We start from the raw sequence: 13,728 nt of genomic DNA, 5'->3' as shown, positions 1-13,728 counted from the left end.
AGTAGGTAGACTGCAACCCTCAATACAAGATTACGGGGGACTTTCTTAAGGAACGCTTTTGAGCGAACGTCTATCGACGGCTCGCCGCTTCTATCAGATCTCTCGCCATAACCAGGCTTCGTTTAAAGCCTCTTGCAGCAATGGCCAGGTCAAAAGCGTCTTCTGATAGCGCTCGGCCTCAGACGAGAGGACAACATTGTAGGTTTTGAGTCGTTGCGCCAGAACTGCGTAGAAGCCATCAACCGCTCCCGCATCACCAAACATAAACGGCCCTGTCGCTTGGCGAAAAATACAATTAACCCGCTCAATGTCACGACCTAAGGCGTCATTCATTGCCGGCGAGCCCTCTATTTGATCGAGGGTAAATGGACACTGTTCGCGCAAATGGAAAAAGCCACTGTGCAGCTCCGCACATAGGCTTCTCGCGAGCGCCCGCGCACCAGACTCTGCAGGGTAAAGCCGGCCAGCCGAGCGCTCGTTCAGATATTCAACAATCGACAGTGAGTCATGAATAACCAGCTCACCGTCCATTAATATTGGCACCAACCCCGCGGGCGAACTGGACTGAATGCGACTTTTATAGTCGGGTTTACGCAGGTCAATCACCTCAACGTGTATGCCCAGATTCGCTAAGCGCGCGGCAATGAGAGCTCTCAACGACCAGGTCGAGTCGGTTCCAACGATCAGTTTCACTTAACGGTCTTCCTTTCTAACGTGCCGCGTAACAGCGGCAATGCCCAATCCATAAACCCTCGCACCCGAAGTGACAACAATCGGCCGCTGGGAATCACAAATTGTACCTGGGTACTGCCCGTAACGTAATCTGCCAGAACCTCAATCAATTCTCCAGACTCGAGTAGAGGCGCCGCCTGGTATGACAGCACACTGACAACACCAAGTCCGCATCGCGCTGCATCTAACATTGGATCAATCTGGTTGCATGTAAGTACCGGAGATGTTTTTACTTTTTGCTCGCGAGCCCCCTTCGCAAACCGCCAAACATGACCATCCGGCGCAAAGGCAATCGTCGGCCACTGCGCGAGTTCACCGGGTTGCTCGGGCTCCCCTAAACGCTCGATCAACAAGGGACTCGCGCAACAGATCTTCGTCACCTGACCAATGGGCAATGCCACCATGGAAGAGTCGTCAAGATTACTGATACGCAGCGCCAGATCTATGCCTTCATCCAACAGGTCTACCGGGCGATCCAACAACAGCAACTCGGCACTCACCTGCTCGTTATCGGCCAACCAGCGATACAACAGCGGTCCCAAGTGCATACGACCAAACATGACCGGTGCCGTCACTCTAAGCTTTCCGGTTGGAATCACTTTACGATTGTCGAGCTGAGATTCCACCGCTTGGATCTCCGCCAGAATATGGCGGCAATGCTGCTGATACTCGCGCCCCTCTTCGGTGAGTCCGAGTCGCCGCGTTGACCGCTGCAACAAGCGGACGCCCAAATAGTCTTCCAACTCTGCAAGTGACCGTGTGATTGTCGCCACAGAGCACTGTAGAGTCTCAGCCGCGCCGGAAAGACTGCCCTGATCGACGATAGCCAGAAAGATCGACATGTTTTTCAGCTTATCCATAGAACGCCCGATTTTTACACGTTTTGCAAAAGTGATTTCCACCAACGCCGGTTTTTCCCCGCCCAATCAACGACTAGGCTAGTGAAGCTCCTATTCAGCGACAGGAAACCTCGCCATGACGACCGCACAACCGCCACTTACACAACCAATTTTGGCGTATGATCATGTGGGTATACGCGTTAGCGATCGCAACCGCTCGACGGCGTTTTACCAACGCTTGGGCTTTAAGGAGACCATGGTCTTTGCCGCTTTCGAAGCCAATGAAATGGTTGCTTCGAGCGGCGTGAGAATCAACCTAATTTACAATGCCGCGCGCCACCCCAACAATCCATTATTAGACGATGCCATCAAACTGCCAGGCATGACACACCCTGCATTTATCGTAGAGGATATCTACGCTTTGGAGACCTGGCTAAACCAAGAAAACATTCCGATTACTGAGGGAATTCATCCCATTGGCCCCCGTCGCATTGCCTTATTTATCCGGGATCCGGACGGGAATGTGCTCGAATTTAATCAACTTTTGCCCACTCAAACCACCAATAACAACGCGTGAGGACATCACATGCAACTCTATGATCTGGACGTCTCTGGCAACTGCTACAAAGTACGACTCTTCGCTGCTCTCGCGGGCATTGAACTCGAATTGATCGCGGTTGACTTTGTTGCCGGCGACCACAAAAAGTCACCGGTTATTGATTTAAATCCCTGGGGAGAACTGCCGGTACTTGTCGATGACGAGGTTGTGCTGCGCGATGCCCAAGCCATACTGGTGTATCTGGCGCGAGCCTACGGTGGCCATCAATGGTGGCCGGACGGCGCAGCTCAACAAGCTGAGGTCACCCAGTGGCTGGCCACTGCCGCAAATGAGATCCAACACGGCCCCAACGCCGCTCGTCTGGTGGATAAATTTAATTACCCGTTGGACAAAAGCCGAGCACTGGCCATCAGTGATCGAATCTTAACACTGCTCAATCAACACTTGAGCCAGCAGGACTGGCTGGCGTTGGGCAGACCGACCATTGCCGAATGCGCAGTATTTCCCTATCTGGCCGTTGCCTGGGAAGGTGGGATTACTCTCGGAGATTACCCGTCGGTCAACGCCTGGGCAGAAAGAGTCAAGGCGCTACCCAGCTTTATCCCTATGCCCGGCGTATAAACGGCAGTCTACTGAGAAAGGAAATACTGGCGCCCCCTTTTCATGGGATGGGGCGCTTGATCAGCAACATTTGATTCGTTGTGACATCGTTAAATCGTGACTGGCCGCCATCTGGCCAGTCGACAATGACCTCGTCGATGACGTCTGCAGTGCCCACCCCGAAATGGACATCTGGCGGCCCGCCGCTCAAATAACCTCCTCCCGCTTGAACCTCACGTATCAGCTGAGTTTCGCCCAATCGCAATGTAACTTTCGCCCCAATGGCAAAGTGATTATGACTGCCAGTGTGCTGCAACGAGACCTGAAGGAAGTGGTTTTGACCATTCTGGCGAGACAGATTCCGGTAAAGGGAGGGATTGCCACCGTGATTGGCAACCAGAATATCGATATCACCATCGCGATCATAATCGAAGCACACCACACCCCGCCCGGACGCTCTGTCACGAATACCTGCCGCCTGTGCCTGCTCGTCGAATCCGCCATCGCCATCCGCCCTAAACAAGACACTGGGTGTGTGCTCGAATTCACTCATGGTTCGTTTCAGCTGTCCGTAGGCAGCGGGGTGACGGAACTGTCGCGCGAGAGGCTGAGGTAAATCGAATCCAGTGACGTGGAAAAGATCCTGCCACTGATCATTATCGAAATCGGCGAAACAAGCTCCCCAACCCCAATATCCCTTTTTGATATTGAGCTGGCTGGCAACATCCTTAAAGGCGATATCCGTATTTTGGTAGAGTCGATTGCCACTGACACCCCAGTTACCTTCCGGACGACCGTTCGGATCCCAAATACTCGATACAAACCAGTCGAAATCACCATCATTATCGTAGTCTGCAACCGCGGCGCCCATGCCGTTTTCATCGTTGATGTAGCGAGTGTCTGTACGCCGTTGAAATTGCCCCCCAGTGTTGCGGTAAAACTGACTGCTTTCAAAATCGGCCGCCACCAGCAAGTCCGGAAATCCATTGCGGGTCACATCAGAAAAGATACCCGTAAACGTGAAATCCGTTTGACCGATCAACCCCGCCAGACCTGCGTCCTTATCCGCAGGAAAGAAACGCAACGCCCCCTGTTCAAGATCGTTGCGCCAGAGGTGGTTAGGATGACGACCGCCAACACCAGGCCCTCGCCAGTGGGTCGTGAAAACATCGAGATCGCCGTCGACATCATAGTCGCCAACACCAAAAGACCAGCTGGTTGCCTCTGCCGCAAAACCTGAAGTGGACAGCTCAACAAACTGGTCGTCGCGATTCAACAGCAGCCTTGGACGGGTCAGTGTTGCGGGCGCAGATTGATCCTCGCGCTCCGCTACATGGCTTGCGGTCGCCAGCTGGCTGACCAACAGATCCAATCGGCCATCACCATCCAGATCTGCCATGGCCGCGCCATTGGAAAGAGAAGATAGTGGCATCGTCAAATTCGACAGGCCCCACCCATGACTTTCATTGATGAATCCGTCTTCGCCATGATTGATGAATAACGCCTCGATACCTTGCACCCCGCCAGGGATAAAAATATCGACAAGGCAATCACCATTGACATCACCGGCGGCGATACCACCACTAAACAATAAGCGCTGAGCATTTTTGAGTGAGTACATGGACCAATCTGTAGGCGCGGGCATAACCAACCCCTCCTCGACCGAAACCTCCTCAAATTGCAAACCCTTCGCTACTTCAATTTTCTCTGTGGTTGCCGCTTCTGCTACAGGCCCAATACAATGATCGACAAAAATTTCCGCCGCCACAGGATGACTCTGTATTTTTTGAGAAACGAGTTTGTTGTTTTTATTCCAAGTTGAGGATGACGACGGCGGTTTGTTCTCCGATGAAAATGTCGCCCGCAACCGGTGAGAATCTGGCGCGGGGTCTTCCTCATTCGGGACCCACTGTGCAACACAGGTATCGTCTTTTATACATGGGTCGGTCAGGCTGTTTAAAAAAGCGACCAGGTCCGGCAGCCACTGCAAGGCACTCTCATCAAACACCGGTAACTTGCTCGCCTTGGTTTGCTGAGATTGCTGAAGTGTTTCGAGCGCCGCGAAACTCAGCGATCGCGCTTCCTGCAGATGATCGCTGTAAGCTGCTAACTGCAGGTTATCGGTAAATCGAAAGTCAAAATCGGCGAGAGACTCTGCCGGGCGTAGATGATGCGCAACCATATCGGACAAAGACAGGAAGCTGCCTGTGTGGCCGTAGGGCGCCGTCTCCGCAACGTTTAATAGCGATGGCGTACGGAACTTGTAGCGATCCTTCGGTCGACGGTTTACGGCATAACGTCCGTAATCGGAACCGTCCGCATTTTTCCCTCTCCCAAACTGAGGAACCGCGAGGACATGATAATCTTCGTCGCTGAAAAAAGGCGGAAGATGGCAACCAACACAGCCAGCGCCACCTTCTTCCGCTGGGGAGAAAAACAGTTTCGCACCGCGCAGCGCAGATACGGAAAGCGCCCTGGAATCGCCATCGAGATAGCGCTTCCACGGACTGTTAATGAGCACCTGACTCTGTTGGTAAGCACCGATGGCTTTCTGCAGGTTATCAAAGGTAATCAAGTGCGCGGCATCGGCTGGTGTAATCTCAGGAAATGCCTGACGAAACAAATACAACCAACTTCCCCGCCGACCATCACCGGCAAGAGACTGCAGGCGTACCGCTAGCCCCTGGCGAACACCGTGGTTGTCCAAGCCTTCACCGAAGGTATATCCCAACATTTCCTCAGTGGCGACGACGGGAAAACGCGTTTGCACATTCAACAGGGCGTCTTCCTGCACAGAATCGGGCCGCCATAAATTACTGTCTGGCGTTCGATAAGCCTGGGCATTAGGATCGCCATTCGGATCATCGGGCAACACGAAAACCCGCCCATCATCAAAGAGCGCCTTGCGATAAAACGCAGAGTTAAAGGTTGTTGGTGAATGTCGGCTCACATTCGGCAAGCCATCCGCTTTCGGATCTAAAGACGCTTGCCAGTCATGTTGTCTGCCGGGCCCCAGCAGATCCGGCACCACAGCTTCCACTCCTACGGGCAAACTGAGCCCATCACCGCCCGCCAGATGTGGATGGTGACAACTTGCGCAAGCAACATCGTAACTCCCACTGAGGCTTTTGGAGAAAAAAAGCTCGCGCCCAAGGTGCACCATCGCCGTGGATGCCTTCGGCAAGTGTGCGTCCGAAATTTGCAACTGTGAGAGACTGTATTGACCCAGCTGGTCCTGTAATTCTCTATGAGCGGCCTGCCATTCAACTTGACCTTCGTCACCAGCTTCCAGACCGGCGGACGCCAACAACGATACACAGAGCAGAGATACACCGATGCCGCCAAGGGGCAGCCTTAAAAAACGTGACATTGACGCGCCTCAACGACACTGTTCGTTCGGTGAGACGATCTGAAATAACTTCATTTTCCGATAGAGCGTACTGCGATTTATCCCGAGCGCCTTTGCCGCTTTTTGCACGTTCCAGCGATGCCGGTTTAACTGTTCCAATAATGCCTGCTTTTCTGAAAAGCCCTGTATTTGATCTTCAGCAATCTTGGAGAGCTGACTTCCAGCAACCGAATTTTGGATAACGTCCGGCAGGCATTCCGCGTCAATGTGATTCGAGTCTGCAAACGCGAGCGCCAATCGAGCGACGTGTTTTACTTCCCGAACGTTGCCCGGCCAGGGGTAATTCGCCAGCAAGCGCAACGACTCCTCATCAAACTCTACCGGCTGATTTTGATTTTCCAGAGTAAAAATTCGGTGTATCAACTCCACTTTATCACTGCGATCTCGAACCGGCGGCAGCTGCACGGTCATCCCGTTCAAACGATAATAGAGATCCTCTCGAAACGCTTTGGTACGTATTTTTTCCTGCAGATCCTGATGGGTCGCAGCGATGATCTGCAGATCCAATGGAACGGCCTGAGAAGCCCCCAGGGGAACAACCTCCCGCTCGGCTAAAACTCTCAGTAAACGGGTTTGTAATGGATACGGCATATCGCCGATTTCATCGAGAAACAAAGTACCCTGCTGGGCCAGCAATAGCTTGCCTTTCATGCCTCCGCGACGCGCACCGGTAAAGCTCCCCGATTCATACCCAAAGAGTTCACTTTCGATCAACGTCTCCGGAATCGCTGCGCAATTCATCGCGACAAACGGCGCATTGGCTCTCTGGCTCGCGCGATGGATTGCCTGCGCAAACGCTTCTTTGCCAGAACCGGTTTCTCCGGTGATCAACATCGGAATATCCCGGTCGATCACTCTCAGCAGTCGGCCCACGGTTTTCGTTAAAAACCCATCTCGCCCCTGTAACTCCTGTAGAGACGGAGACGAACTGGGTTCGCCCTGAGGGATGCTTGTCGACGCCTTTTCCTGACGCAGGTGTACACTGTGGCTACTACGCTTGAAATAGCTGGCCGGGCGGGAGACGCCAACATGGATTGAGTTGATGGCGGAATCTGATTGCGACTGGACGTGAAAATTGATCTCGTGGGTATCGAAAACATCACGAGATTCAATCAATCCAAGTTCGTTCAGATGTAAGCCCCGGCGATACCCGCTGCCACCGGGCCAGACAAATTCATTCATCGCTTTTTTATTCGCTGCAATAACAGCCCCCTGGTCATCTAACGCCAGCATACCGCTACAGGGATCATCAAAGTATGAGTGATCTGCACTCATACTAAGAATAAAGTTATCCCGATACTGAAAGCGGAAAAAAGAATTCTCGATCATCTGAGCGAACATTTTGACCAGCTGGAAGGTCATCAGCTCCCGCTCTTTATCGATCTTACTGTTAATACTGGTTACATTGAGACAAGCAATCAATTGGCCGTCGCTGTCGAAAATGGGGCAGGCAGAGCAGCTCAGTGGCTTCATCGACTCAAGAAAATGCTCGTTTCTATGGACGAGCACCGCTTTTTCATCAACGATTGACGTACCGACCCCGGTCGTTCCATTGTGGGCTTCGTCCCATCTTGCGCCAGGAACCAGCCCCATACGCCGACAGTCGTCAACGATGGTCGCACTCTGATGGACGCTCAACGCCGTACCACTGTGGTCCACGAGCATTGCGATGTAGCCCAGCCCCGACAAGCGTTGATGTAACGCTTTGACACCGCCACTGGCCACCCGCAAAAAGTCTTCCATACGCTGACGATACTCACGCAACTCGGTCGACGTAACAATGCGGATTCGAGATTGACTATCGCGATCAAGACTGTAGTCCGTAGCACAACGCTGCCAGGATTGATCAATTCGTAATTGCAAGCTGTGCAACACCTGGGCGGAATCGACGGCCCTGGACGCCGGATTTTGCTCAGTATTCCCGTACCTGGGTATTGATTGCATAAGAATCTACTCACTGTTTTTATAGTTATCGATCAAGTGTTTTCAGAGTCTGTTACCAATAACACACTTACACTGACGTGGTAAATTGGACATTGGCTCCAGTTTCCGATGAGGATCTCACGGTGCGGACACCCGCGCGCCCAGACTTCTCATGGACTCACAACTCTCGCCACGCCACTGAGACCCGTCTGCCAAGGTGGTAATCAGGGCTGTGTCATCTCTCTCAAAGCGGGTTATCGCAAGTTTGCCTTCATACAGCAAACGGGTCTCTCCAGCTTCAACGCCAATCGACCGACAGGTTGGACTGTAAAACGCCTGAAAGCCCCCTTCTGTCGGGCGTTGCCAGACACTGACTACGCCGTGATCACACTGCATCATGGCGTAGAGTTCGTTTTCTCCGCCGTAGACTTGCTCCCGTTGCTGGTTATCTATGTCGACCCAGTGAATGTGCTTATCCGGCGTGCGAATATAAAATCCGCCATCGCAAGACACACCCGTGATGGGTCGCGCCGCCGCCAGGGTGAACGCCGAAAAGGAGACGGCGACGACAAACAAGAAAAGCCGCAGCATACTAACCTCCTCGCGGTCCGAAATTTTTGCCAAAGCCGACTGCCTGATTAAAATCACCAGCGACAATCAGCTCATCATTTTCAACGCCGACGGGCAACCCGGGTAAGGACCGAGGGGCAGGGCCGGAGACGACGCCAGCAGAGTTCCGAGGATCATAAACACTCTGGTGGCAGGGACACATGTATGCCTGTTGTTTTCGATCCCAGCTGGATACCAAGCATCCGGTATGAGTGCAGATGGCGGAATAGGCCACGACACCATCCGCCGACCGGGCCAGGGTTGCTTCATCCAATTCGGTGGTGGCAAATTTTTGCAGCAGAATGGGGTTATAGCGCGATCCGTCGCGAACAACACCGGTTTCCTTATCCATTGGCAGCACGAGAATTTGCTTATCGGCCAGCGGAATATCATCTACCTTGAGAATCTTTCCTCGTTTACTTTTTGCATAGAAGGTCAACCTATCGCCCGCTTGAGGAGGCAAACTAACGGCGGCATTATCTTGTTCTGAAGACTCTTGCGCCGCAGCATAACGGCTGATGGCCAGCAGTGGTAAGACACTGCCCGCCTGTCGCAAAAAATCTCGCCGCTCGATGGAGGTCTCTCCACGACCAGCATGTGGACAGCGATTGCAACCCTGTGTCGTCTTGTTTGAATCTCGCTTGGTCATTGGTTCTACTCGTCAATCATTGGTTTAAACAGTGGCAGGCTGCCCGCTAGCGGGCAGCTCAAGTCACTAACCCGTTGCAATGAATGAATACACCTTTGGGGAAACCCTATCTGTTGCACCGTGTATTCATTGAAACTTACTTGATAGGTAGTGAGTTATTCTGGGAGAGCGAAAACCCAGATCACACCGCCCTCGGGCACATCGGCGTTCCATTGATCATCAAGTTCTGACAGCACACTGTTTGTCCATGCCGCATCAACACCATAGCCAGCGACGACGGCAAGATATTGTTTGCCATCGACGGTGTAGGTTGTCGGTGGCGCGATCGCTGTTGAATTTAGAGGGAACTCCCAAACAACATCGCCGGATTTGGCATCGAACGCGCGCAACATCCGATCGTTGGTTCCGGCACTAAAGACCAAACCACCCGCAGTGGTGAGAACACTGCCCCAGGTCATCGTCCGACCGTATTCATGACTCCATACCAGCTCTTTCTTTTCGATATCCCAAGCTTGCATCTTGCCCACAGACTTACCGGGCTCTCGGATATAAACATCGAGATCCGGTATATCGATTCCTGCCCAAAACTGACCGGAAGCAGGATCAATGTCCTCTTGAAACAAGCCGACAAAGGAATTACACAAATTGTCATTCGAGGGGATATAAACCAGCCCGGTATTGGGGTTATAGGCTTCGTAGGGATAATTTTTACCGCCCCAAAGACTTGGACAATAATCCACGCGTTTACCGGTGACAGGAACATGCTCTGGATCATAGGATGGGCGACCGGTCTTTTCATCCAGCTCAACAAAGGCGTTGTTGTACACATAAGGCATACCCTCAACGTAGGATATCTCGCCTTTTTTACCGCGCTCCAACCAATAGAGGTAACCATTTCTCTGAGGCGTCACCAATCCGGTTTTTTTCTTACCTTTTTTATTTTCAATGTCGATCAACATAGGCGCGTTCATCGCCGCCCAATCCCACGAATCGTTCCAGTGATATTGATAGTGGCCTTCGATCGCGCCATCGTCCGGGTCCATCGCAACTGTCGAGGCGACGTAGAGATTGTCACCGGGGCGCTGGTCGCCCAACCAGGGCGAACCATTCCCTACGCCCCAGTAGAGAATGTCATTTTTCGAATCGTAATTGCCAGGCATCCACATGCTGCCACCACCATACTTCCAGGCATCGGGCCGCTGCCCCTCTGCTTTCCAGGTCTCATGGCCCTTTTCACCCGGCCCAGGGACACTGTAGGTTTTCCACGCTGATTCACAGGTATCCACATCGGTCGCTTCTAAAAAGCCGCGCACACCGAATTCACCACCAGAAGGACCAACCATGGCTTTACCTTTGACAACCAAGGGTGCCGATGTAATGTAAGCTCCTGTGCTCCAGTCACCCACCTTATGCTGGCAGAGCCGCTCGCCGGTTTTTGCATCCAGCGTATTGATCGTACCATCGAGACCTGCGACAACGACTTTATTTTCCCATAAAGCAACACCGCGACTGGTGTTGTGCATTACGCTAAGATCATAAGGATTATCATGTTCGTAGCGCCAAAACAGCTGACCGGTTTTCGCATCAAGCGCTAACACATGATTGTAGGGAGTGGCCACAAACATCACACCGTCATTGACTAACGCCGGCGCCTGATGACCGGAATCCAAATTTGTGGAATAGCTCCATACCGGCTTTAGTTGATCGACATTCTTGACGTTTATTTCTTTTAACTTACTGTACATCCACCCCTCATAGTTACCTTTGGGCAACAACCAGTCTTTCGGATCTGCATCAACCAAACGCTTGTGCGTAACCGGGGTGTAGTCTTCAATTTTTTTGTGCAACTTAGTGAGAGTTTGAGCATCAACTAAGTAGGGAATCGCAAGAGAAATTCCGCAAGCCAGTGAAAGGGATTTCTTCAAAAAATGCATCCTATCGCACTCCTATCGTTTTAATTATCCTGAGGTTGCTTGGGTTTGGCCGTAACAGAACGTTGACGCAAACGCTATTCTCAACGAACTTCCTAAGAAGCGGTTACGAAAGCTCATTCGACGCCCGACACGACCGCGCCAATTGCTCCTTGGTTTCTTGGCAACATCCCCGATAAAGCCATTGATCTTTTTTTGTGTTTAACGTCACTATCGGTCGCCTAACGCCATCCAGCAGGACTTAATTAGCACTAGCTGTGCCATGACATTCAGAAAACTGGGGTGCCAGTTAGGATTTTTATGAATTTTCTGAAGTCTATTTTTATCTTTTAATTTCAACAAGTTAATAATGCTATGCCGTAATAATTTGGAGAAGAGCGTAGGTTCGCTGACTGAGTTAACGCGCGTCTGTCAAAAAGCGTTCACCTTCGTGCGACAGCTGTCGCGACACTATCCACATCCAGAGCAGAAAGGTCGCGACAAGTGGCTTCTCAACAAAGAAGCTGAGAATAAAGAAAGGTCGAAAAGAGAAGAAAACCGGAAAGGACTCGCTAAAAATTGCGAGAGGTGTGTCTTACAAGAAAAGAGAATGTCGCCTCTGCGGCGTTAAAAACAGGCTCAATTCGGTCATCTATCACACATAAACGCCCTTGTTTCGCCTGTTTTATGTCTTGCAGAACTTGCCTCGAAAATGCAAATCAAAGACCTGCTAAACGAGCACTCAATGGAGACTAGAAATCAATATAGGCAACGTGTGTTGTCGTATTTTCATAAAGCCCATGCTTACCGTCAGCGCCGCCAAGGCCGGATTTTCGACGCCCAGCATGAAAACCCTGAATCGCTTCAAAGTTCTCGCGATTCACGTAGGTTTCTCCGTAATCCAGGTCTCGACAGGCACGCATCGCAAGACTCAAATCCTTTGTGTAAATTGAGGATGTCAGTCCATAGACACTGTCATTCGCTTGCTCGATTGCCTCATCATAATTATCCACAATCTGCACAGGTAAGACTGGGCCAAATATTTCATTGCGCATGATCGGCATATCACTGGTACAACCGGCCAACAACGTTGGCTGATAATGGAACCCAGACTCCAGATCGGCTCGTGCGCCCCCCGTCAGGACCTGAGCGCCTTGTGCAACGGCCTCATTAACAATGGCCTCCACTTTTTCTAATCCAATCCGATTAATCAGCGGCCCCATTTCGACCTCTGCATCAAGAGACGGGTCGCCATAACGAGTGGACGCCATGGCTTGACTCATTTTATCCAAAAATTCATCGGCGATACTCGATTGCAAATACACTCGTTCGGCACAGTTACACACTTGGCCAGTATTAATGATTCGGGAATCGCGAATCGCCTTAACCGCCAGATCGATATCAGCATCGGCAAGGACAATCGCAGGGGCTTTACCGCCTAATTCTAAGTTGACCTTGGTTATGTGCTCAGAGGCAGCCGCCATGATTTTTGAGCCTGTCGCGACACTACCGGTAAAGCTGATCATATCGACTTGTGCAGAGCTCGCCAGGTGATGACCAACGGTGCCACCCGTACCTCCGACCAAATTAAACACGCCGGCTGGCAGCTCAGCCGCTGCAGCGACCTCAGCAAACAGGAAGGCATTGATCGGCGTTTCTTCGCTGGGCTTAATGACGACTGTATTACCAGTAATCAACGCTGACGCCATCTTGCGGGCAATAAGGAAGAAGGGAAAATTCCACGGCAATATACCCGCGACAACGCCGAGCGGCTTGCGGAACAGAAAAATATTTTCATCGCGCCGATCGCTTTCAACAATTTCCCCTTCGATACGCCGCCCCCACTCCGCCATATAGTCAAAATACCCTGCCGTCACGTCGACTTCGACTTCCGCCAATCCTCGTATCTTGCCCTGCTCTCGCAATATCGTTTCTGCAAATAAGGCTTTGCGAGCGCGAATACCATCGGCGACACGGTGTAGATACGCTGCGCGCTCAATAGCAGGAATTCTTGCCCATGACTTCTGGACGCGGCGTGCCGCCAATATCGCACGCTCGACCTCCGCGCCTTGAGTCTCAGGGATATATCCCAACAGAGCACCACTGGCAGGATTAAGCACCTCCAGCATCGAATCAGCCGATGCGCAAAAGGCCCCATCAATATAATTTTTATATTCTGATACAGAAGTATCCATAACCTATTTCCTATTGTGTGCTTCGGTTATCGGTAATGCTCAGTACACCAACTGTTACGGCGTTTAACAGACAGCCCGTAAATCGAAGGCGGTGTCATCGAGCAAAGAGAAGGTTGCCGACTTGTAAAAGAATGATGTAGCGAAAAGTCAGACGTGATTGCTAATGCAGGGTTTGTGCCTTTCTATTTCAAATTTTATGTTTGCATCAAGCCGCTAAATTAGCATTAAAAAGTCAGGACGTATGTGTGCCTCTGAGGCATTAACGATGCCTATGACCTTTGGGAAGGCGTCAGACAGTTTGAT

The 13,728-nt window shown here is 51.6% G+C and carries 10 protein-coding genes; 2 read left to right on the top strand and 8 right to left on the bottom strand.

Features of this window, described 5'->3' with window-relative positions; translation table 11 throughout:
* Window positions 1-93 precede the first annotated feature (93 nt).
* Both ACXAFR_RS22890 and ACXAFR_RS22885 read right to left on the bottom strand, forming a co-directional pair.
* The gene (locus ACXAFR_RS22890) at window positions 94-693 is read right to left on the bottom strand and encodes a glutathione S-transferase N-terminal domain-containing protein (protein WP_475181401.1); all 600 of its coding nucleotides are present in this window, start codon (window positions 691-693) and stop codon (window positions 94-96) included.
* Window positions 690-1,592, bottom strand: coding sequence for a LysR family transcriptional regulator (locus ACXAFR_RS22885; protein ID WP_475181399.1), 903 nt, complete (start codon window positions 1,590-1,592; stop codon window positions 690-692). Before ACXAFR_RS22885 ends, ACXAFR_RS22890 begins: the two co-directional genes overlap by 4 nt.
* Window positions 1,593-1,707: 115 nt before the next feature.
* On the opposite strand from ACXAFR_RS22885, the gene ACXAFR_RS22880 reads away from it, so the two are divergent.
* Both ACXAFR_RS22880 and ACXAFR_RS22875 read left to right on the top strand, forming a co-directional pair.
* On the top strand, window positions 1,708-2,148 hold the full coding sequence (locus ACXAFR_RS22880) for a VOC family protein (RefSeq protein WP_475181397.1): 441 nt from the start codon (window positions 1,708-1,710) through the stop codon (window positions 2,146-2,148).
* A gap of 9 nt (window positions 2,149-2,157) precedes the next feature.
* A complete protein-coding gene (locus ACXAFR_RS22875) occupies window positions 2,158-2,751 on the top strand; it encodes a glutathione S-transferase family protein (protein ID WP_475181396.1) in 594 nt (197 codons plus the stop codon).
* 40 nt (window positions 2,752-2,791) lie between these two features.
* On the opposite strand, the gene ACXAFR_RS22870 is transcribed toward ACXAFR_RS22875, so the two are convergent.
* The 6 genes from ACXAFR_RS22870 to aldA all read right to left on the bottom strand — a co-directional run bounded on the left by ACXAFR_RS22870 (window position 2,792) and on the right by aldA (window position 13,425).
* Window positions 2,792-6,100: an FG-GAP-like repeat-containing protein gene (locus tag ACXAFR_RS22870; RefSeq protein WP_475181393.1), complete on the bottom strand. Its 3,309-nt coding sequence runs from the start codon at window positions 6,098-6,100 to the stop codon at window positions 2,792-2,794.
* Between the two features lie 9 nt (window positions 6,101-6,109).
* The gene (locus ACXAFR_RS22865) at window positions 6,110-8,083 is read right to left on the bottom strand and encodes a sigma-54-dependent Fis family transcriptional regulator (protein ID WP_475181391.1); all 1,974 of its coding nucleotides are present in this window, start codon (window positions 8,081-8,083) and stop codon (window positions 6,110-6,112) included.
* A gap of 117 nt (window positions 8,084-8,200) precedes the next feature.
* Window positions 8,201-8,653 (bottom strand): hypothetical protein, encoded by a 453-nt coding sequence (locus tag ACXAFR_RS22860; protein ID WP_475181389.1) that lies wholly within the window; start codon window positions 8,651-8,653, stop codon window positions 8,201-8,203.
* A gap of 1 nt (window position 8,654) precedes the next feature.
* Window positions 8,655-9,320 carry a QcrA and Rieske domain-containing protein gene (locus ACXAFR_RS22855; RefSeq protein WP_475181386.1) on the bottom strand — a complete coding sequence of 222 codons (666 nt, stop codon included), beginning with the start codon at window positions 9,318-9,320 and terminating at the stop codon, window positions 8,655-8,657.
* A 155-nt stretch (window positions 9,321-9,475) separates the two neighbouring features.
* Window positions 9,476-11,245 carry a PQQ-dependent dehydrogenase, methanol/ethanol family gene (locus tag ACXAFR_RS22850; RefSeq protein ID WP_475181383.1) on the bottom strand — a complete coding sequence of 590 codons (1,770 nt, stop codon included), beginning with the start codon at window positions 11,243-11,245 and terminating at the stop codon, window positions 9,476-9,478.
* A gap of 737 nt (window positions 11,246-11,982) precedes the next feature.
* Window positions 11,983-13,425: an aldehyde dehydrogenase gene (gene aldA / locus ACXAFR_RS22845; RefSeq protein ID WP_475181381.1), complete on the bottom strand. Its 1,443-nt coding sequence runs from the start codon at window positions 13,423-13,425 to the stop codon at window positions 11,983-11,985.
* Window positions 13,426-13,728 lie beyond the last annotated feature (303 nt).

Source organism: Pseudomaricurvus sp. ABR4_320 (assembly GCF_056159445.1).
The sequence above is the reverse complement of the archived record's forward strand: the minus strand, read 5'-3'. Positions and strand labels throughout refer to the sequence as shown.

Coding starts and splice junctions, on each gene's coding strand:
- ACXAFR_RS22885 (WP_475181399.1), bottom strand. CDS start 1,592: ATGGATAAGCTGAAAAACATGTCGATCTTTCTGGCTATCGTCGATCAG.
- ACXAFR_RS22880 (WP_475181397.1), top strand. CDS start 1,708: ATGACGACCGCACAACCGCCACTTACACAACCAATTTTGGCGTATGAT.
- ACXAFR_RS22875 (WP_475181396.1), top strand. CDS start 2,158: ATGCAACTCTATGATCTGGACGTCTCTGGCAACTGCTACAAAGTACGA.
- ACXAFR_RS22870 (WP_475181393.1), bottom strand. CDS start 6,100: ATGTCACGTTTTTTAAGGCTGCCCCTTGGCGGCATCGGTGTATCTCTG.
- ACXAFR_RS22865 (WP_475181391.1), bottom strand. CDS start 8,083: ATGCAATCAATACCCAGGTACGGGAATACTGAGCAAAATCCGGCGTCC.
- ACXAFR_RS22860 (WP_475181389.1), bottom strand. CDS start 8,653: ATGCTGCGGCTTTTCTTGTTTGTCGTCGCCGTCTCCTTTTCGGCGTTC.
- ACXAFR_RS22855 (WP_475181386.1), bottom strand. CDS start 9,320: ATGACCAAGCGAGATTCAAACAAGACGACACAGGGTTGCAATCGCTGT.
- aldA (WP_475181381.1), bottom strand. CDS start 13,425: ATGGATACTTCTGTATCAGAATATAAAAATTATATTGATGGGGCCTTT.